The following is an 18,560-nucleotide window of genomic DNA, read 5'->3' as shown; positions in this document are numbered from 1 at the left end:
AATTTTGCTCAATCCCATACTCGCCCTGCCAGAAACAGAAGATTGAAAGGCCACGATGCGGTTCTGAAATTATGTCAACCGGCCTACCAATGTGATTGACGAATAGGCCATCTTTTATTTTTCCACATTTCGGTTTTTGCCATTTCCCATTCAGAAATGCCTCAACAACAATTCGTAGATGTTTGTCTGTATCCAAATAGAGAATTGCTGAGTTTTTGTGTCCGCTTTTGGCAAAATAGACTGCAATCTGAGGAAAGGTTTGCCCTTTATAAGCAACTTTCTCCATCTTAATGAATTCGTCGAGTAGGTTGGAATACGCATAGGAACTGACTAACATCAAAAGAGATAGACCGATGGCAAACAGACGTTTCATCACGTTATGTTATTCCCAACATCCCACTAAAACTGTAAACCTTTCTCTCATCTTATATCTTTGTCTCAACACCTTCCGAATAGGTCGTAATTACAGTTCCATCTTTGTCGCATTCGGTTCCTTTCCAAGGGTTGCCGTCCTTGAATTCCCCGACATACTTTGATCCACTGGCAAATGTGTAGGTGCCCTGACCATGCTTCTTATTGTCTTTCCATCCCCCGACATATGTGTCCCCTAAGTTTTCTTTACTGGCAAAGGTGTAGGTGCCCTGACCATGCTTTTTGTCGTCCTTGTATTCCCCGACATACTTTCTTCCATCAGGATAAGTTTCGGTGCCCTGACCATGAAAGTTCCCGTCCTTCCATTGACCGACATACTTGTTCCCATCAAGATAGGTGTAAGTGCCCTGACCATTCCTTCTACCGTCCTTGAATTCCCCAACATACTTTGCTCCATCGGGATAGGTGTAGCTGCCCTGACCATTCGGTAGTCCATCCTTGAATTCCCCGACATACTTGTCTCCATCGTCAAATGTGTAGGTACCCTCACCATTCGGGACATTATTGGACACTTCCCCAGTGTAAGTTCCTTCCTCCCAATCAATAGTTATTTCACCCATCGATAGTCACCTCATTCGCATACCAGTTGTATGCGAATAGACTTGCGAGCACGAGAAAGCAAAAAAGAAAGAGTGGTCGGGTTCTATTCATAGTTGTAATACCCAAGACTTCCAATGGTCCTATCCACACAATACTACCGGGAATTTGGGAGTTCCGGGAATGCGAAGGTATGTCGGTTATTGATTGATAAGGGTTCTATCCACAAATCGGAGGGCAAAATTAGACAGTTTCGGGGGATATCGTCGGGTCCTTCTCAATGAAGGTGCGAGAGAAGTCGTTAGAAAAACGAAAGAAGAAATGGGTCAATACAGAAAAGATCGAGAAACTATTCGGTCCGTATCAAGTTTTAGGTAAAAAGAAACCACCATCAAACTATGAATGAACCCCTCCGTAAAACGAGGGGTCTATTGATATTGTTTTACTAACTCACCGTCCTTGTAGGTTCCTTTGTCCGATAACTGTCCGTCAGGAAGGTAATAGACCCAAGGACCTTCTTTCTCACCATCCTTGTAGGTTCCTTTGGACGATAACTGTCCTTTGTACCAGTAAAGGACCCAAGGACCTTTTTTCTCACCATCCTTGTAGGTTCCTTTGGACGATAACTGTCCGTTGGGGTAGTAATGAACCCAAGGTCCATCTTCCTTACCGTCCTTGTAGTTGCCTTTCCAACGTAACTGTCCGTTCTTCCAGTATTCAACCCACGGACCATCTTGTATACCATCCTTGTAGGTTCCTTCGTACCACACCTGTCCGTTGTCGTGGTAATAGACCCAAGGACCTTCTTCTTCACCGACCTTGTAGGTTCCTTTGTACGATAACTGTCCGTCTTCGTAGTACTGGACCCAAGGACCTTCTTGTATACCGTCCTTGTAGGTTCCTTCATACGATAACTGTCCGTTGTCTTGGTATTCGACCCAAGGACCTTCTTTTTCCCCGTTTCTGAATGTTCCCTGTGTTGTTTTATCCGTAATGTCCCCCGTAAACGGAACATCGGTAAACTCTTTGTAGTAAAGACCGTCCCGTTCCACCAAGTCGTCTATCGTTGTGAGGATTTGTTTCATCGAGGATGAAAGTCGTCTTTAGTTTGTAGAGTTACAAATCCACTCAACACCCTTTGTATTTCTTACGAATACATTCACGGGCAAGGTCTTGTGCCTTTTCTATTTGGGCAGGGGTCATTTCTTCAGCAAGGATGTCTCTGTTTTTGATCGCTTTTTTGTTCCCAGATGTTGCGGCAATGTTATACCAAATATGGGCATAGACTTTGTCCTGTGGAACACCGTGTCCTTTGCGGTACATTACACCGAGATTGTATTGGGCATCGGCATCCCCCTGTTCGGCAAGAGGTGTCCATTCACGCAGAGCAGTTGCGAAGTCATCCCTGTTATAAGCAGCAACTCCCTTCTCGTAATCTCCACCCCCACTACACCCCAAACCTCCCAAAAGAACCGCAAGGGTCAAGCAGATAGTGAGGGTCAGGTTTTTCATCGGGGTAGTTTAGGACGGAATGTCTGGGATGGTAGGTATGTCGGTTATTGATTGATAAGGGTTTTATCAACGAACCGGAGGGCAAAGTTAGACAGTTTTGGTTCATACCGATGGTTCAATCTAACTTCTCTGGTCTTTTTCTTCTTAACGATGGAGTGTGCGTGTGACCCGTGAAACATCTTACCCCGTGGGGTCTTGTAATCGTTCTGGTTCAACCAGTCGGCAATGTGCCGGTAATTCCACCCTTTTTGCCTGAAATCACTAATGGTGCCGTATAGGAACTGCTGATACTGCGAATATGGTGCGACCCAGAGATGGGTAGCACGGACAGAAAGGACGAAAGTTAGGAAAACCTCGGTATTTTGGGGGGTTTGATTACCCCCGACCCCCACTACTCCACGGTAACCGACTTGGCGAGGTTGCGCGGCTTATCCACATCCGTGCCCTTGATCAAGGCCGCATGATAGGCCAACAACTGCATCGGCAGTGTGAACACAATGGGCGCCACTGCACTGTCCACCTGGGCCACGTGAATCAGCTCAAGATCTTCCTCACGCTCGAAGCCGGTTTCCGGATCAGCAAAAACGAATAACCGCCCGCCACGGGCCCGCACTTCAGCCAGATTCGATTTCAGCTTCTCCAGCAGCGCGTCGTTCGGCGCAACGGCGACAATTGGCATGTGCTCATCAACCAAAGCAAGCGGGCCATGCTTGAGTTCACCTGCAGGGTAGGCTTCGGCATGAATATAGGAAATCTCTTTGAGTTTCAGTGCCCCTTCCAGAGCAATTGGGTAATGCGCCCCGCGGGCCAGGAACAGCGCGTTGGCCTTGTTACCGAATGCTTTCGCCATCTGGGCGATTTCATCCTCGATGTCCAGAACTTTTTCCAACGCACTTGGCAGCGATCTCAGTTGTTTGACCACGTGCGCTTCAAAGCCTGCGTCGAAGCCATGGCGCCGCGAGAGCACCAGTGCCAGCATCATCAGCCCAGTCATGGCAGCAGTGAAGGTCTTGGTGGATGCAACCCCGATCTCAGGGCCTGAATGGGTCATAAAACTTAAGTCTGACTCCCGCACGAGAGAGGATTCCGGCGTATTGCACACCACCAACGAGCCTACAATTCCCTGACGTTGGGCTTCTACCAACGCGGCGAGGGTATCTGCTGTCTCACCCGATTGGGAAATCGTCACAAGGAGCGTTCCACCGCGTGGCGCATGACGCCGATAGCGGTACTCGCTGCCGACTTCCACTTCACAAGGCACACCGACGTATTCAAACCAGTGTTTGGCGACGAGCCCAGCATGATAACTCGTGCCACTGGCAATGATTTGCACCTGTTGCGTCTGGTTGAAAATATTCATCGCCTGCGGGCCGAAAGCCTGTTCAAGGACACGATCTCCGGCCAGGCGCCCTTCAAGCGTATCCGCAACAGCTCGGGGTTGTTCGTGGATCTCCTTGTGCATGTAATGAGAAAACTCCCCCAGTTCGACATCGCCGCCGGACTGGTTGCTTTCCCGCACAGGCCGCTCTACGGGATTACCACGAGCATCACGAATCGTGCACGTGCCGTTCCGAATATCGGCAATGTCACCGTTCTCCATCACGATGTACCGGCGGGTCACTGAAAGCAGGGCAGCTATGTCGGACGCGATGAAAAATTCGTCTTTGCCCAATCCTATGATCAGTGGTGGTCCCTGACGGGCGGCGATCATGCGGCCGGGTTCTGTGGCTTGAACAACCCCCAGCGCAAAACTGCCATCTAGTTCCTGAACCGTGCTGCGGACTGCTTCTGCGAGATCCTGACCCGTGTTCAGGTGCATGTAGATCTGATGCACCACTACTTCAGTATCGGTTTCGGAAGTAAAAACCAAGCCGTAGTCCGTCTGCGCCTGCCGCAGTTCGTCGTGGTTCTCGACTATGCCGTTACAAACCAGCGCCAGCGTGTCTTGGCAGATGTGCGGATGTGCATTTAGTTCGGTGACAGCACCATGAGTCGCCCAGCGTGTGTGGGCGAGTCCTGTCGAGCCAGAGAGATTTCTATGCGACAGGGCCTGCTCTAGCATTTCAACCTTTCCAACAGCCCGTGAACGATCGAACCCGCCAGCATCATTGATAACCACGACACCGGCGGAATCGTAGCCTCGGTATTCCAGTCGCTGTAATCCCTTCAGCAAAAATGGCGCCACATCGGCCCCTGAGACCGCGCCAATTATTCCGCACATTTTGAGACCGACCGCATGCTGATAATCTGTAATTGTCCAGCTAGGCAGCTTTCAGCTACTTTACCTGATCCTTTTTCTGTGGTCTTTGCCAATTATCCCGCGTGACCTGCTTGCTCCGACTCAACGTAAGTTTCCCGGCCGGCGCGTTACCTGTCAACGTAGATCCGGCACCAACGGTTGCCCCAGGTCCGACTTCTACCGGCGCCACCAACTGACTGTCCGAACCTATAAACGCATCGTCGCCGATCAGGGTCTTGTGTTTATTGGCACCGTCATAGTTGCAAGTAATCACGCCCGCACCAATATTCACGTTTCGTCCTATTTCAGCATCACCAACGTAAGCCAGATGGTTGGCTTTAGATCCCTCACCCATGCGGGTTTCCTTGAGTTCTACGAAATTTCCAACGCGGGCTCCCTTCGCCAGCACGGTCCCGCTGCGTAACCGTGCAAACGGGCCGATGCTGCAGTCCGAACCAACTCTGGCACCTTCAATCACACTATTCGGTTTGACGCTAACACCATCCCCTAATTCGCTGTCCACTACGGTACAGTTAGTACCAATCGTGACATTGTTGCCCAAGACAACGTGGCCCACCAACAACACATTGACATCAATCATACAGTCGGTACCGAACTCCATTGTGCCGCGCAAATCGAATCGGATCGGGTCCCGTAAACACAATCCCGCGCGCATCAGTTCTTCAGCCTGACGCGCCTGGTAAGCGCGCTCCAGGCGTGCAAGCTGCTGGGCTGTATTGACGCCGCTGACCTCATCAATATCTGTCGTCGTGTGCGTCAGCACAGGCGTGCCGCTCTCGACCGCGTGGCCGACGGCATCGGTGAGGTAATACTCACCCTGGTCATTTTCGTTACCAATTCGCTCCAGCAGTCTGCTTAACACTGTCGCAGGCGCAGCGATAAATCCTGTGTTGATTTCGCAGATTGCTTTTTCATCCTCGTTGGCATCTCGCTCCTCTACGATGCGCGCGACAGATCCGTCGCGCCCCCTGACCACACGGCCATAGCCACCGGGCTCCGGCACATGTGCTGTCAGTACAACCAGGTTCCTGCCTGCGACAGCGGCCACGAGTGACGCCAGGGTAGGTTGTTTGATCAATGGTACATCACCGTAAAGCACCAGGACGTCGGACTCCGGATTCACTGCCGGTAGCGCTTGCAATACGGCGTGGGCTGTTCCCAGCTGTTGATCCTGACAAACCCAGTTCACACCGGACAATTGCTGGACCGCACGCTGTAAAACGCCGTCGTCGTGCCCATGGACCACGTGTATGTGAGAGGGCTGTAACCCGGCTGCGGTGGTCATTACGTGGCTGAATAACGATCTACCTGCGAGGTCCTGCATAACCTTAGGTTCGCGCGATTGCATGCGCGTGCCTTTGCCTGCTGCAAGCACGATCACTTCGAAGGTCATGATGGGGATATTACTGTAAACAGCTGGCGGATACAGTCGCCTTAGCAGTGGTTTGCGGCTCAGTGAAAGAGCTGCTGGACCTGCTCGCTGATATCTTCCGCTGTTGCGTCCCGGATATCGGCAACGCGTGCTGTAAAAGTTATATCCTGACCAGCCAATGGGTGATTTCCATCGACTGTAATTTTGCCGTCGTTGATATCGGTGACGACAAAATGCAGGATCTCGCCCTGGTCATTCTCGGCATCCCCTTCAGCACCGACAAAATGCAGCTCTTCGGGCGTGTTATCAAGTTCATCGAAGTAGATCAGGTCCGGATCATGATCCCCAAACGCTTCAGAGGATGTCAGAAATACGTCGACCTGTTCTCCTTTGCACAGACCCTCCAAGGCAGTTTCGACTTGTGGAAACAATGGACTGCTACTGACGCCATGCACATAGCAAACCGGTAGATCGCTGTACTCCACGATCGTACCGCTGCTGTCTCTAATCGTATAAACGATTGAGACGAACTTGTTTTCAGTAACCAGCAAAGACGACATCTTAAACGATCGCCGCGTGGTCGGCGGCCTGTTATCAGGCGCGGCCTCGGCCGCGAAGTTTGTTGATGGCACGTAGTTGTGCGGCTGCTTGTATCAGCTCGGCCTTAGCCTTTGCCAGTTCCAGTTCGCCGCCGCGGTCGGCTAACGCCTGTTCGGCTCTGCGCTGTGCTTCGAGCGCTGCGGCCTCATCGAGGTCTTTGGCTCTGAGCGCCGTATCCGAAAGCACAGTCACAACATGCCCCTGGACCTCTAGCATGCCACCGGAAACAAAGAAAAACTGCTCTTCACCAGATTCCTGCTGTACTCGAATTTCGCCGGGCTTGAGACGTGTCAGCAGCGGAGCGTGTTGTGGCGCAATGCCGATCTCTCCCATCTCGGCAGGCGCAAACACCATGGTGCCTTCTCCGGACCATACATCTTGTTCGGCACTGACGATATTAACTCTGATGGTATTGGCCATGTGCTGGGATCCGCCTTTAATCAGATGACGGTTTTTGCCTTCTCAACAGCTTCTTCGATTCCACCCACCATATAGAACGCTTGTTCTGGCAGGTCATCATACTCACCGTCGACGATGCCCTGAAATGCGCGGATGGTGTCTTTTAGGGCCACGAACTTGCCCGGTGAACTGGTAAAGGTCTCAGCTACAAAGAACGGCTGGGACAAAAAGCGCTGAATTTTACGGGCGCGGCCGACGCTCAGCTTATCCTCTTCAGACAGCTCATCCATGCCCAGAATAGCGATAATGTCGCGCAGTTCTTTGTAGCGCTGCAGTGTAACCTGAACCGCTCGAGCAGTATCGTAATGTTCCTGACCGACCACCAGAGGATCCAGCTGTCGGCTGGTCGAATCGAGCGGATCAACCGCGGGATAGATACCGAGCTCTGCCACCTGCCTCGACAGCACCAGGGTGGCATCCAAATGAGCAAATGTTGTCGCCGGTGATGGATCCGTCAGGTCGTCCGCGGGCACGTAAACGGCCTGGAACGAGGTAATCGAGCCCGTGCGGGTTGAGGTGATACGCTCTTGGAGAATACCCATCTCGGCAGCCAGCGTCGGTTGATAGCCCACGGCAGAGGGCATCCGGCCGAGTAGTGCAGATACTTCGGTACCTGCCAACGTGTAGCGGTAGATGTTATCGATGAAAAGCAGCACATCGCGGCCTTCATCACGAAAGTGCTCCGCTATTGTGAGCCCGGTCAGGCCCACACGAAGACGGTTGCCCGGCGGTTCGTTCATCTGGCCAAAGACCATCGAAACCTTGTCCAGCACACCTGATTCTTTCATCTCGTGGTAGAAATCGTTCCCTTCACGAGTGCGCTCACCCACCCCGGCAAAAACCGACAGGCCAGAATGCTCTTTGGCGATGTTGTTGATCAACTCCATAATCGTTACCGTTTTGCCCACACCAGCGCCGCCAAACAATCCGATCTTGCCGCCTTTGGCGATCGGCATGATCAGATCGATGACCTTAATGCCGGTTTCAAGAATCTCGATGCTGGGCGCCTGGTCGGCAAAGCCCGGGGCCTTGCGGTGGATGGGCAGGACATGGGGTGATTCAACCGGGCCGCCTTCATCGACCGGTTTGCCCAGCACGTCAAGGATACGACCGAGGGTTGCTTCACCGACTGGTACCGTGATTGGTGCCCCGGTATTGGTGACTTCGATTCCGCGCTTTAGGCCATCGCTGGACCCCATTGCAATAGTCCGAACCACCCCATCGCCCAACTGCTGCTGGACTTCAAGGGTCAGGCCGGTTTCTGAGACCGCCAGTGCATCATAGATCTTGGGAACAGACTCCCTTGGAAACTCGACGTCTACGACTGCGCCGATAATCTCTACAATGTTTCCGTTACTCATAGTGTCTTCCTCATTAAAACTGGTCGAGTTTATTGCGGGTTCTATCAGACAGCCGCCGCTCCGCCGACGATCTCTGAAATTTCTTGGGTAATCGATGCCTGACGCGCCTTGTTGTAGACCAATTGCAGCTCGTCGATCATGTCACCCGCGTTATCCGACGCTGATTTCATCGCCACCATTCGGGCCGCCATTTCACAGGCAATGTTTTCGACCACGCCCTGATAAACCAGCGATTCGATATACCGCGTCATCAAGGCGTCTACCACGTCTTTCGCATCTGGTTCGTAGAGATAATCCCAGTAGTGAGACAGGTTTTCGTCCGGCTGCTCGGCATGGATCGGCAATAACTGTTCCAGCTGCGGCGTCTGCGACATGGTCGATTTAAAGTGGTTATGCACAAGGTACAAGCGATCTATGTGGTTGTCAGTATAGGCGTCCAGCATAACCTTAACCGGGCCAATCAGCTCGTCCAGATGCGGGGTGTCTCCCAGCCGTGTCGCCTCTGAAACAATGTTGGCGCCAACCCGTTTGAAAAACTGAAGGCCCTTAGAACCGATCGTCGTCAGATCAATCTCGGCGCTCTGCGATTGCCATTCGATCAGCGCATTCACAACGTCCCGGAACAGGTTGATGTTAAGGCCACCGCAAAGACCCCGATCGCTGGATACGATGATGAAACCTACGCGTTTAGCTGGGCGTTCTAGCGTAAAACTGTGTTTATATTCCAGATTAGCCTGCGATACATGAGCGATCACGTCGCGCATTTTCTCGGCATAGGGTCGGGCCTGATGCATGCGCTCCTGAGCACGACGCATTTTGCTGGCCGCGACCATTTCCATCGCTTTGGTGATCTTCTGAGTATTCTGGATACTCTTGATCTTGGTCCGAATTTCTTTACCGCCAGCCATTTCCTGTTATCTTGCCGTAATCTTTGTGGATAGGTCCGGTTACCAGCTGCCGTTGGCCTTGAAGTCCTTCAGGGCCGCGTGAAGCTTTTCAGCGATATCATCGTCATACTCCTGATCGCGATTCAGCGCCTCGATCAGGTCTGATTGCTGACTTATCATATGGCTTAGCAGCGCCTGCTCGAAGTCCACGACCTTTTTGACTTCAACATCATCGAGATAGCCTTCGTTGACTGCAAACAAGCTGACGCCCATCTCCGCCACTGACATGGGTGAATACTGCTTCTGCTTCATCATCTCGGTCGCCCGCTCACCCCTTTCCAGCTGCCGACGAGTTGCTTCATCCAGATCAGAGGCAAACTGGGAAAACGCAGCCAGTTCACGATACTGTGCGAGTGCGAGCCGAATCCCACCGCCCAGCTTCTTGATCAACGCGCATTGTGCTGCGCCGCCGACTCGGGAGACTGACAACCCGGCATTGATGGCTGGACGTATGCCTGCGTTGAAAAGATCAGTTTCCAGAAAAATCTGCCCATCGGTGATGGAGATGACGTTGGTGGGTACGAAGGCCGAGACGTCCCCAGCTTGCGTCTCGATTATCGGCAGTGCCGTTAGCGATCCAGTCTGTCCCTTGACTTGCCCGTCTGTGAGCTTTTCCACTTCATCGGCGTTGATCCGGGCAGCTCGCTCCAGCAGCCTTGAGTGAAGATAAAACACATCGCCAGGATAAGCTTCTCGACCCGGTGGACGGCGCAACAACAGACTCACCTGTCTATAAGCCCAGGCTTGCTTGGTCAGGTCGTCATAAATGATGAGAGCGTCTTCGCCTTTGTCTCTGAAATATTCGCCCATGGCGCAGCCGGAGTAGGGTGCGATGTATTGCATCGCCGCCGACTCGGCTGCTGAAGCACAAACCACGATCGTATGTGCCATAGCGCCATGTTCTTCCAGCTTGTTCACCACGTTGGCCACCGACGACGCTTTTTGTCCGATGGCGACATAAATGCATTTGATCCCGGTGCCTTTCTGATTGATGATCGTATCAATCGCTACCGCGGTTTTCCCGGTCTGTCGGTCACCTATGATCAGTTCGCGTTGGCCGCGTCCAACTGGAACCATGGCATCAATTGATTTAAGGCCGGTCTGTACCGGTTCTGAGACGGACTGACGACTGATCACACCTGGCGCCACCTTTTCAATCGGCGATGTCTGCGTTGTGTCAATATTGCCTTTGCCATCAATCGGTACGCCGAGTGAATCCACAACCCGGCCAAGCAGCTCAACTCCGATCGGCACTTGTAGGATTCGGCCGGTACATTTGACGGTATCACCCTCGACGATATGCTCGTAGTCTCCGAGCACCACAGCGCCGACAGAGTCCTGTTCAAGATTAAGCGCAAGACCGAACGTATCGTTTGGAAACTCCAACATTTCACCCTGCATGGCATCCGCCAGGCCATGAATACGCGTAATGCCGTCTGTCAAACTCACCACGGTGCCTTCTGTGCGGGCTTCGGCACTGGCATCGAAATCCTTGATCCGTTCCTTAATCAGTTCGCTGATTTCGGAGGGGTTTAGCTGCATGGACATACCTGAATTCCTCTCAATCGCTCCGTTTGTGGCCGATCAGCCGCTGATGGCGGTGGCCAGTTTCTCGAGTCTGGCCCGAACCGAGCCGTCGATCACCAGGTCCCCGGCGCGTACGACAGCACCGCCGAGGAGTGATTCATTAATTCTTACCGCCAGTTCCACGCGTCGGCCCATACGTTCGCTAAGCGCCTCGGCGATCCGCTGCTGCTGACTTTCGGTTACCGGCAATGCGGATTCCAGTTCTGCCTGGATTGTCCGCTCAGCTTCTGCGCGTAGGTGCTCGTATTGCTCGGCAATTGAGGGCAAGGCGTGAAGACGTTGGTTCTGCGCCAGCAATCGCACCAGATTCCGGGCGTTCTCATCGAGCCGCTCACTGCAAATTTCCGTTATCACAACAGCGAGCTCGCGCCTTGATACTCTGGGGTTGTTGAACAATGCGCCCATATCTGGGTCCATTGCTACTGCGGCCAGAAATTCGAGTGCTTGTGACCAACGGGAATAGTCCCCACTTGCTTTAGCAAGCTCGAAAACCGCCTGTGCATAGGGTCTTGCAATAATTGAAAGTTCAGCCATAGATTTCGCGCTTCATAGGTATCCGCCGATACCGGCTAAAGTTCCTGGGCGAGATCATCGATCAGCTTAGCGTGATCACTTTCACCCACTTCTCGACCCAGAATCTGTCCTGCACCGGCAACCACCAAGGTAGCGAGTTGTGCTCGCAAAGCTTCGCGCGCCTGATTGATTTCCTTGTCGATCTCGCCCCGCGCAGCCGTGAGAATACGGTCGCCCTCAGTGCGTGCAGTAGACTTGGCTTCCTCGACGATTTCTGTCTCGCGTCGTTCTGCTCTGCGTATGATTTCCTGCGCTTGTCCCTTGGCTTCTTCAAGAGCCTCTGCGGCGTATTCTTCTGCCCGCGCCTTCTCACGCTGACCTTCATCCGCCGCGGCAAGGCCATCAGCGATCCGGGTTTTGCGTTCGTTCAGTGCTGTAATGATAGGCGGCCAAACAAACTTCATGCAGAACCAGACGAAGACCGCAAATGCAATAGTCTGCCCGATCAGCGTCAAGTTGATGTTCATAACCTGTTTCCGTCCGAAAAAGCCAAGTTATTAACCGCCCACTACGGCGAACATGATGTAGAGCGCGATGGCCACACCGATAATCGGGATAGCATCCACCAAGCCCATAACGATGAAGAACTGGGTCCTGAGCATCGGCAGCAGCTCTGGCTGTCGGGCGATGCCCTCCAGGAATCGTGCGCCGAGCACGCCCACACCCACACCGACGCCCACACCGGCTAAACCGAGCAGAACCGCGCCGGCAACGTAGAGTAAAGCAATTTCCATGAGTTTCTCCTATTAAGAAAAGTCAGCTTGATACCAATAATTCTTCGCTTGATGCTGGGCCGCTCAGTGGTGGCTGTGCGCCATTTCGAGATAAACAATAGTCAGGGTCATAAATATAAATGCCTGCAATAGCACGATCAGAATATGAAAAATAGCCCATCCTAACTGCAGAACGCCGCCCACCACAGCAAAAGCCAGTCCCCCTGAGAACAGCAAGGCAATCAAAATAAATATCATCTCGCCAGCAAAGAGATTACCGAAAAGCCGCAAAGACAGTGATAGCGGCTTTGCAATCAGGCTGACGAACTCTAAGAAGAAATTGATTGGCATCAGAATGATTTTCAGTACCGGGTTGGTGGCCTGGAACGGCTGCATCGTCAGCTCAGCCGCGAAACCCAGTGGCCCCTTCACCTTGATACTGTAGTAAAGCGTCAGCAGGAATACCCCCAGCGCCATACCAAAGGTCGCATTGGGGTCAGTTGTGGGCACCACCTTCATGTACTCAATGCCCAACAGATGCGCAATCTGTGGAATCCAGTCCACTGGCACCAGGTCCATCAGGTTCATGAGCAGGATCCAGACGAAAAGCGTCAGTGACAGCGGGGCGATGAGATCGTTCTTTCCTGAAAAAGAACCGCGTACATTGTCGTCGATAAATTCGATGATCCACTCGACGAAATTCAACCAGCCGCTCGGCGTGTCCGCTGTTGCTTTGCGGGCCGCCTTGCCGAATAACCAGAGGAAGAGCGCGCCCAATATCACTGACCAAAACATCGTGTCGAGATGGATTGCCCAGAAGCCCATTTCTCTTGCTTCGGCAGCGCTGTGCGCCAATCCCCATGTACCGTCCGGATGCTGGCCATAGGCCAGGTTCTGTAGGTGATGCTTGATGTAGCCGGTCGTTGTCAGGCTGTCGCTGGCCATTGCTGTTTAAATCTGTCTTCCCACTTGTTCCGGTAACTCGACCGTATGTGTCGCCGCTGTAACCACAGACGCGAGGGTCGCCGAGACCAACCCGCCCAGAAAGGCAGCAAAGTTCAAATCTTCAAGGGCTATAAAAGCACACCCGCACAGTACGCCGATGATTACGAGTTTGCTAAATTCCGCCCGGTAAAGCTCGAACATCGCAACCGATCCATTGTTCGAGCGACTGCCAGCAAACACACGCCAAGCCGCATACCCATTCCCAGCCACGCCGATTCCGGCACCGACCAATGCCGAGTGCAGAAGATTCGGTCCGAATAGCCAGAGGGCGAGCGCCAGTAGCGCCGTCACCCCACACTGTGCTGCCAGCACTCGTCTTAACACGTTCTCGCCCGGCACACTGTCTGTTGTTTCATCGCCTCAATCACGCTGCCTCACGATGACCAATACGCGAGATAAACGCTCCGGCGCAGATACTAAAACAAGGCCGGTACACCGCCGCAGGGGTCGCGCAGTATAGGTGAGCGCCCAAACACGGTCAACACGCGCCCGGGGCCTTCAGAAACTGTCCTACAGGGTTCGCCATAACCGCGTATTCATGGGCATCTTTGCTGACCCTGCTGTCTGCGTTCTGCCAGCATCCTGTCGAGCTTGTGTTGGATCTGATCTGCCTGTCCCGAAGTTCTCCTGTTGTCACAGATTTATTGTCTTACCCGCTTGGTATTAAATCCGAAATGAGCTGTCCTGGTCGAGAAGATTTTATTCGGCTGACTAAAGCTCACTGATGCCGTAGCCAGCAGCGGTTGTTCTAGGCACAGGTGTCCGCTACTACGCCCATGCCTGTGATAAAATTTTTAGCTTTCTTAGTCACCATCTGTCAAACAATGGATATCGAGCTCGCCCGGTTTAACATGATTGAACAGCAGATTCGCCCGTGGGAGGTGCTGGATCCAGCGTTATTAGCGTTGCTGAAGAAACTGCCCCGCGAACTGTTTGTGCCCCCAAAAGATCGGGATTTGGCGTTTGCTGACTTAAACCTGCCGATCGGCCACGGTGAGTGCATGATGCAGCCCAAGGTTGAAGCCCGTTTGACCCAGGCCCTGGCATTAACGTCCACTGATCGGGTCCTCGAGGTCGGTACCGGCACTGGCTACCTGACTGCTCTTTTGGCCAGTTGTTGCGCCCATGTTACAAGCGTCGACATCTATGGTGACTTTCTGAGGCCTGCTGCGACCCGGCTCGAAAACCTGGGCATTGTCAACGCCACGTTCGAAGAAGGAGACGCTGCTGAAGACTGGACCGAAGACGACGCTTGGGACGCAATTATTCTCACCGGCTCGGTGCCCGTTCCACCTCGTGCCCACCGCAATCGGCTGGCACCGGGTGGTCGGCTGGTCGCGATTGTTGGCCAGTCACCCGTCATGGAGGCTATGCTCTATAGCCGCGGCGATAATGAAGAATCGACTGAACACTCTATTTTTGACACCAGTTTGCCGCCCCTGATTAATGTCCGGACCCCCTCAGCATTTACCTTCTAACCTCAAGATTTACGGCGGATTCAAAACCAACATGATTAAAGCGTTCCTTTACACCGTAGTTATTCTGATGGCGTCGGGCAGCACTTGGGTTTCAGCCCAGAATCAGTACACCGTGCAACCTGGGGACACGCCGTGCGAAATCGCAGAACTGTTCGGGGTGCGCTGCGCGGACCTAATGGCGTGGAACGGTCTGGACGAGAGCGGCGTAATCTACCCCGGCCAGTCCCTTAAGATTACCAGCGCGCCGGCGGTCGAATCCGACGAGGAAGAAAGTCAGACCCAGGCGGCCACCGTCACTACAGGCGTCTCCGCTACCACTGACAACGAAAACCCAGCGCAAACCGACACTGACACGGCCCGTGATTCAGCGACAACGGTCATTGTCTCTTCTTCAGAGTCGACGACCAGCGGTATCGACCTGCTGGCCATATATCGTCTGGCGTGGTCCAGCGATCCTGAGTTCGCAACACAAGTCCACCGGCGTGAAGCTGGGCAAGAAGCTATTCCTCAGGCCCTAGCCGCATTCCGGCCACATTTATCTGCGTCGAGCAGCTACACACTCGTCTCCAGGGATCTGACCAATCAGGCCGCATCAGCCACAGTGTCACTCAAGCAATCGATATACGACCGTTCAAGCCGTCTTCTGATCAAGCAAGCACGCCTGCAGACTGATGCGGCGGATGTTAACTACCAGATCGCCGCTGAATCACTGATTCAACGCGTGGCCAACAGTTATTTTGCGGTACTCTCAGCCCAGGATAACCTAGAGCTGTCAGAGCGTAACCAGCGGGCTATTCGTAGACAGCTGGAACTCGCCGAAGAGCGGCTCGATGTTGGCCTGGGCACCCGGACCGATCTTTACGACGCCCGGGCCCGCTACGAATACTCTGTAGCTGAAGGTATCGAAGCCCAACGGGTGCTGGTCGACATGCGGCAGGTGCTGGTCGCCCTGGTGGGCAGGGACCCCGGTACGCTGCTGTCACTGTCTCCCGCTGCGGCATTATCGAAGCCACAGCCTGATGATGCTGGGCTGTGGATCGGCCGGGCCCTATTGGACAATCGGTCACTCAAAGCACTGTCACTGGACACGTCGGCGGCTGAAACAGAGATCGACCGGCAACAAGCATTACGGCGACTCACGGTGGGGCTGAATCTATCTGCCGAATACTCTGACCGTGCATCGGCCGACGGCACCGACGCCAGCTTGACCCTGTTGTTCAAGTTGCCGTTCTATCAAGGCGGCCTCATCAACGCCCAGATCAGAGAAGCGACTTCGAATCACAATGCTGCCCGCGCCCGCTACGAATCGGCTCGCCGAGAAATTCAGCGCAAGACACGCCAAGCATTTCTCAGTATCAATAGTCAGCTGCGTCGAATCACCGCGCTGGCACAAGCTGTTACCGCCGGAGAAAGCGCGCTTCAGGCCAAAGAAGAAGGCTTTGCCGCAGGCTTAACCACCAACATTGAGGTGCTCAACGCACAACGAGACCTGTTCCGGGCCGAACGAGACTACCTCAAAGCGCGTTATGATTATGTCCTGCAGGTCCTGGTGCTGGAACAGCTGGCAGGCCAGCTTAACGAAGAGGATGTTTCACGGGTTAATCGATGGCTTGGCTGATCCGATGGTAAAGGCTGTTCGGAAACCTCGGCCGGGCTTATAGTCGGTCTATGCGACTCGTGTACCGTTGGGCATACTCGGCCATCCGGCGACTTGACTTAAGTCAGCGGCCCCTGAGTAGCGGTATCTGCTACAACGGTCTAGCGCTGCTCCTGATTCTACCGCTGCTGCTCACTGGTTGTGCTAGCTCAGAAAAACTCGGTTATAACAGTCCTTCACCGCTCCAACTCACTGATCCTCTTGAACCTGTGAATCGTATGGTCTTCGGCTTCAATGATGGCCTGGACCGTTTTTTGATTCGCCCCGTCACTGTAGTTTACGCCCACGCCGTGCCGTCAGCGGTCCGATTGTCGGTCAGGAATTTTTTTAGCAACCTGCAGCTGCCCGCAACGATTGCCAACGATGTATTACAGGGGCGGTTTGCTCAGGGTCGCCTCGACTTTGAACGACTGCTTATCAACAGCACCCTCGGTGTTGCCGGCCTTTTCGACGTCGCTGGTGCTGTTGGCAGGCCGCCGCACGAAGAGGACTATGGTCAGACCCTGGCCCGGTGGCGACTGCCGTCCGGGCCCTACTTGGTGTTACCGCTGCTGGGGGCCAGCAATGTCCGTGATGCCGTCGCGCTTGTCCCGGCGTTTATCTACCCCGACCCTGTGTCATATAACGCCAGTGGTCGTGATCTCACCCTGGGCTACGCCCTGCGCACATTCAACGCGCGCGCTGAACTGCTCATCGCAGACCATATCCTAAAACTTCAGCTCGATCCCTACTTGTTTGTCCGCGAATCTTACTGGCAACAGCGTCTCGCCGCGATCTACGACGACCTCCCACCCGCCGAACGCCGGGCGTGGAGTCTCGAACCACTCAGTGACTGAGCTGGGCTGAGTTCGACGTTGGCCACCTGGGCCATTGGCGACGTTCAGGGCTGTATGTCTTGTCTTGAGCGCTTGCTCGATAAAATCCGCTACAACCCCGATTCTGACTGCCTCTGGTTCGTGGGCGATCTTGTCAGTCGTGGCCCCAATTCCGAGGCTGTGCTCCGATTCGTCAAATCGTTAAAGGGTCGGGCAACCGTGGTGTTGGGGAATCACGACCTTCATTTCTTGGCCCTATCGGCAGGGCTGCACCAAAATAAGCCTACCTACCGGCTTGATCATCTACTGCACGCCCCTGATTTAGATGAACTGACCGATTTTATCCGCCACCTGCCCCTGGCCCATTTCGACTCCGGCCTGAATGCAGCGCTGCTGCACGCCGGGCTTTATCCGGGCTGGTCGCTGCATCAGGGACTGTTGTTGGCCCACGAAGTAGAAAACATATTACGCTCAGACCAGTGGCTGGACTTTCTTGCCCACATCTACGGAAACGCCCCGGCCCGCTGGGATGATCGGTTAACCGGCTGGGACCGCCTGCGCTTCATTACCAATGCATTTACCCGGATGCGTTACTGCACGCCGGATCTTGACCTTGAACTGGAATTCAAGGGGTTGCCCGCCGCAGCGCCGGCCCCGCTCAAGCCCTGGTTTGATATAAACGGGCAACCACTGGGCAATACGCGGATAATCTTTGGACACTGGTCAGATCTTGGTATTTACCAACAGCGGACGCTCTACTGCATAGATGGTGGCTGTGTCTGGGGTCGGCAACTGGCAGCAATGCATCTGCAGTCAGAAAACGGTAACATCGTAACTGTCCGTTGTGGCCGGTAGAACAGGAGCGTCAATATTATGGAAAACCCCTACGACATCGACGTTCAGGTCGAAACGACCTATGTCGCTGAACACTCTGAACCCGATGAAGACCGGTTTGTTTTTGCCTATACCATCACCCTGGTAAACCGCGGCTCTGTCACCGCCCAACTCATTTCTCGGCACTGGTTCATCACCGATGCTGATAACCGAACCGAAGAGGTCGAAGGTGAGGGCGTAGTCGGTGAACAGCCGGTGCTCAAACCTGGGGAGGGTTTTCGCTATACGTCCGGTGCGGTCATTGAGACGCCCGTGGGCACGATGCACGGTACTTACCAGATGGTGGCTGAAGACGGCCGTACGTTCGACGCCACCATTCCGCGTTTTGTGCTTTCAGCGCCTCGCACCCTTCACTGAT

Annotated in this window: 21 protein-coding genes; 5 read left to right on the top strand and 16 right to left on the bottom strand. The window is 53.7% G+C overall.

What is annotated here, in order from left to right; translation table 11 throughout:
- The 16 genes from MK323_13010 to MK323_12935 form a co-directional block, all read right to left on the bottom strand.
- Positions 1-373 (bottom strand): hypothetical protein (locus MK323_13010; GenBank protein MCH2483071.1); only part of this gene is annotated, 373 nt, incomplete at its 3' end.
- A gap of 52 nt (positions 374-425) precedes the next feature.
- Positions 426-992, bottom strand: coding sequence for a molecular chaperone Tir (locus MK323_13005; protein ID MCH2483070.1), 567 nt, complete (start codon positions 990-992; stop codon positions 426-428).
- Positions 993-1,397: 405 nt separating this feature from the next.
- Positions 1,398-2,054 carry a toxin-antitoxin system YwqK family antitoxin gene (locus MK323_13000; protein ID MCH2483069.1) on the bottom strand — a complete coding sequence of 219 codons (657 nt, stop codon included), beginning with the start codon at positions 2,052-2,054 and terminating at the stop codon, positions 1,398-1,400.
- A 43-nt stretch (positions 2,055-2,097) separates the two neighbouring features.
- The gene (locus MK323_12995; protein MCH2483068.1) at positions 2,098-2,481 is read right to left on the bottom strand and encodes a sel1 repeat family protein; all 384 of its coding nucleotides are present in this window, start codon (positions 2,479-2,481) and stop codon (positions 2,098-2,100) included.
- A gap of 391 nt (positions 2,482-2,872) precedes the next feature.
- On the bottom strand, positions 2,873-4,702 hold the full coding sequence (gene glmS / locus MK323_12990; protein MCH2483067.1) for a glutamine--fructose-6-phosphate transaminase (isomerizing): 1,830 nt from the start codon (positions 4,700-4,702) through the stop codon (positions 2,873-2,875).
- A gap of 55 nt (positions 4,703-4,757) precedes the next feature.
- Positions 4,758-6,134, bottom strand: coding sequence for a bifunctional UDP-N-acetylglucosamine diphosphorylase/glucosamine-1-phosphate N-acetyltransferase GlmU (glmU, locus tag MK323_12985; GenBank protein ID MCH2483066.1), 1,377 nt, complete (start codon positions 6,132-6,134; stop codon positions 4,758-4,760).
- A gap of 59 nt (positions 6,135-6,193) precedes the next feature.
- The gene (locus tag MK323_12980) at positions 6,194-6,673 is read right to left on the bottom strand and encodes a peptidylprolyl isomerase (GenBank protein ID MCH2483065.1); all 480 of its coding nucleotides are present in this window, start codon (positions 6,671-6,673) and stop codon (positions 6,194-6,196) included.
- 34 nt (positions 6,674-6,707) lie between these two features.
- Complete coding sequence (locus tag MK323_12975) at positions 6,708-7,133, bottom strand: F0F1 ATP synthase subunit epsilon (protein ID MCH2483064.1); 426 nt, start codon at positions 7,131-7,133, stop codon at positions 6,708-6,710.
- Between the two features lie 20 nt (positions 7,134-7,153).
- A complete protein-coding gene (gene atpD, locus MK323_12970; protein MCH2483063.1) occupies positions 7,154-8,533 on the bottom strand; it encodes a F0F1 ATP synthase subunit beta in 1,380 nt (459 codons plus the stop codon).
- A 44-nt stretch (positions 8,534-8,577) separates the two neighbouring features.
- Positions 8,578-9,441, bottom strand: a complete 864-nt coding sequence (gene atpG, locus MK323_12965; GenBank protein ID MCH2483062.1) for a F0F1 ATP synthase subunit gamma — start codon at positions 9,439-9,441, stop codon at positions 8,578-8,580.
- Between the two features lie 39 nt (positions 9,442-9,480).
- Positions 9,481-11,022, bottom strand: coding sequence for a F0F1 ATP synthase subunit alpha (atpA, locus tag MK323_12960; protein ID MCH2483061.1), 1,542 nt, complete (start codon positions 11,020-11,022; stop codon positions 9,481-9,483).
- 42 nt (positions 11,023-11,064) lie between these two features.
- Complete coding sequence (locus MK323_12955) at positions 11,065-11,601, bottom strand: F0F1 ATP synthase subunit delta (protein MCH2483060.1); 537 nt, start codon at positions 11,599-11,601, stop codon at positions 11,065-11,067.
- A gap of 35 nt (positions 11,602-11,636) precedes the next feature.
- Positions 11,637-12,107: a F0F1 ATP synthase subunit B gene (locus tag MK323_12950; GenBank protein ID MCH2483059.1), complete on the bottom strand. Its 471-nt coding sequence runs from the start codon at positions 12,105-12,107 to the stop codon at positions 11,637-11,639.
- 30 nt (positions 12,108-12,137) lie between these two features.
- Positions 12,138-12,374 carry a F0F1 ATP synthase subunit C gene (atpE, locus tag MK323_12945; GenBank protein ID MCH2483058.1) on the bottom strand — a complete coding sequence of 79 codons (237 nt, stop codon included), beginning with the start codon at positions 12,372-12,374 and terminating at the stop codon, positions 12,138-12,140.
- Positions 12,375-12,437: 63 nt separating this feature from the next.
- Positions 12,438-13,298 (bottom strand): F0F1 ATP synthase subunit A, encoded by an 861-nt coding sequence (gene atpB, locus MK323_12940; protein MCH2483057.1) that lies wholly within the window; start codon positions 13,296-13,298, stop codon positions 12,438-12,440.
- A gap of 6 nt (positions 13,299-13,304) precedes the next feature.
- Positions 13,305-13,697: an ATP synthase subunit I gene (locus MK323_12935; GenBank protein ID MCH2483056.1), complete on the bottom strand. Its 393-nt coding sequence runs from the start codon at positions 13,695-13,697 to the stop codon at positions 13,305-13,307.
- Between the two features lie 485 nt (positions 13,698-14,182).
- Here MK323_12935 and MK323_12930 point away from each other — a divergent pair, with 485 nt between their 5' ends.
- Genes MK323_12930 through apaG form a run of 5 tightly spaced genes read left to right on the top strand, consistent with a single transcriptional unit; the run spans position 14,183 to position 18,559 of the window.
- A complete protein-coding gene (locus MK323_12930) occupies positions 14,183-14,836 on the top strand; it encodes a protein-L-isoaspartate O-methyltransferase (protein ID MCH2483055.1) in 654 nt (217 codons plus the stop codon).
- 31 nt (positions 14,837-14,867) lie between these two features.
- The gene (locus MK323_12925; protein MCH2483054.1) at positions 14,868-16,454 is read left to right on the top strand and encodes a TolC family outer membrane protein; all 1,587 of its coding nucleotides are present in this window, start codon (positions 14,868-14,870) and stop codon (positions 16,452-16,454) included.
- A gap of 50 nt (positions 16,455-16,504) precedes the next feature.
- Complete coding sequence (locus MK323_12920; GenBank protein MCH2483053.1) at positions 16,505-17,329, top strand: VacJ family lipoprotein; 825 nt, start codon at positions 16,505-16,507, stop codon at positions 17,327-17,329.
- 18 nt (positions 17,330-17,347) lie between these two features.
- On the top strand, positions 17,348-18,163 hold the full coding sequence (locus tag MK323_12915) for a symmetrical bis(5'-nucleosyl)-tetraphosphatase (GenBank protein MCH2483052.1): 816 nt from the start codon (positions 17,348-17,350) through the stop codon (positions 18,161-18,163).
- 18 nt (positions 18,164-18,181) lie between these two features.
- Positions 18,182-18,559: a Co2+/Mg2+ efflux protein ApaG gene (gene apaG / locus MK323_12910; protein MCH2483051.1), complete on the top strand. Its 378-nt coding sequence runs from the start codon at positions 18,182-18,184 to the stop codon at positions 18,557-18,559.
- The last annotated feature ends 1 nt before the right edge of the window (position 18,560 follow it).

The sequence above is a fragment of the Gammaproteobacteria bacterium genome, assembly GCA_022450155.1.
Taxonomy (GTDB): Bacteria; Pseudomonadota; Gammaproteobacteria; order Arenicellales; family UBA868; genus REDSEA-S09-B13.
The sequence above is the reverse complement of the archived record's forward strand: the minus strand, read 5'-3'. Positions and strand labels throughout refer to the sequence as shown.

Excerpts from the sequence above, each read along its gene's own strand:
- MK323_13005 (MCH2483070.1), bottom strand. The coding sequence starts at position 992 with ATGGGTGAAATAACTATTGATTGGGAGGAAGGAACTTACACTGGGGAA.
- MK323_13000 (MCH2483069.1), bottom strand. The coding sequence starts at position 2,054 with ATGAAACAAATCCTCACAACGATAGACGACTTGGTGGAACGGGACGGT.
- MK323_12995 (MCH2483068.1), bottom strand. The coding sequence starts at position 2,481 with ATGAAAAACCTGACCCTCACTATCTGCTTGACCCTTGCGGTTCTTTTG.
- glmS (MCH2483067.1), bottom strand. The coding sequence starts at position 4,702 with ATGTGCGGAATAATTGGCGCGGTCTCAGGGGCCGATGTGGCGCCATTT.
- glmU (MCH2483066.1), bottom strand. The coding sequence starts at position 6,134 with ATGACCTTCGAAGTGATCGTGCTTGCAGCAGGCAAAGGCACGCGCATG.
- MK323_12980 (MCH2483065.1), bottom strand. The coding sequence starts at position 6,673 with ATGTCGTCTTTGCTGGTTACTGAAAACAAGTTCGTCTCAATCGTTTAT.
- MK323_12975 (MCH2483064.1), bottom strand. The coding sequence starts at position 7,133 with ATGGCCAATACCATCAGAGTTAATATCGTCAGTGCCGAACAAGATGTA.
- atpD (MCH2483063.1), bottom strand. The coding sequence starts at position 8,533 with ATGAGTAACGGAAACATTGTAGAGATTATCGGCGCAGTCGTAGACGTC.
- atpG (MCH2483062.1), bottom strand. The coding sequence starts at position 9,441 with ATGGCTGGCGGTAAAGAAATTCGGACCAAGATCAAGAGTATCCAGAAT.
- atpA (MCH2483061.1), bottom strand. The coding sequence starts at position 11,022 with ATGCAGCTAAACCCCTCCGAAATCAGCGAACTGATTAAGGAACGGATC.
- MK323_12955 (MCH2483060.1), bottom strand. The coding sequence starts at position 11,601 with ATGGCTGAACTTTCAATTATTGCAAGACCCTATGCACAGGCGGTTTTC.
- MK323_12950 (MCH2483059.1), bottom strand. The coding sequence starts at position 12,107 with ATGAACATCAACTTGACGCTGATCGGGCAGACTATTGCATTTGCGGTC.
- atpE (MCH2483058.1), bottom strand. The coding sequence starts at position 12,374 with ATGGAAATTGCTTTACTCTACGTTGCCGGCGCGGTTCTGCTCGGTTTA.
- atpB (MCH2483057.1), bottom strand. The coding sequence starts at position 13,298 with ATGGCCAGCGACAGCCTGACAACGACCGGCTACATCAAGCATCACCTA.
- MK323_12930 (MCH2483055.1), top strand. The coding sequence starts at position 14,183 with ATGGATATCGAGCTCGCCCGGTTTAACATGATTGAACAGCAGATTCGC.
- MK323_12925 (MCH2483054.1), top strand. The coding sequence starts at position 14,868 with ATGATTAAAGCGTTCCTTTACACCGTAGTTATTCTGATGGCGTCGGGC.
- MK323_12920 (MCH2483053.1), top strand. The coding sequence starts at position 16,505 with ATGCGACTCGTGTACCGTTGGGCATACTCGGCCATCCGGCGACTTGAC.
- apaG (MCH2483051.1), top strand. The coding sequence starts at position 18,182 with ATGGAAAACCCCTACGACATCGACGTTCAGGTCGAAACGACCTATGTC.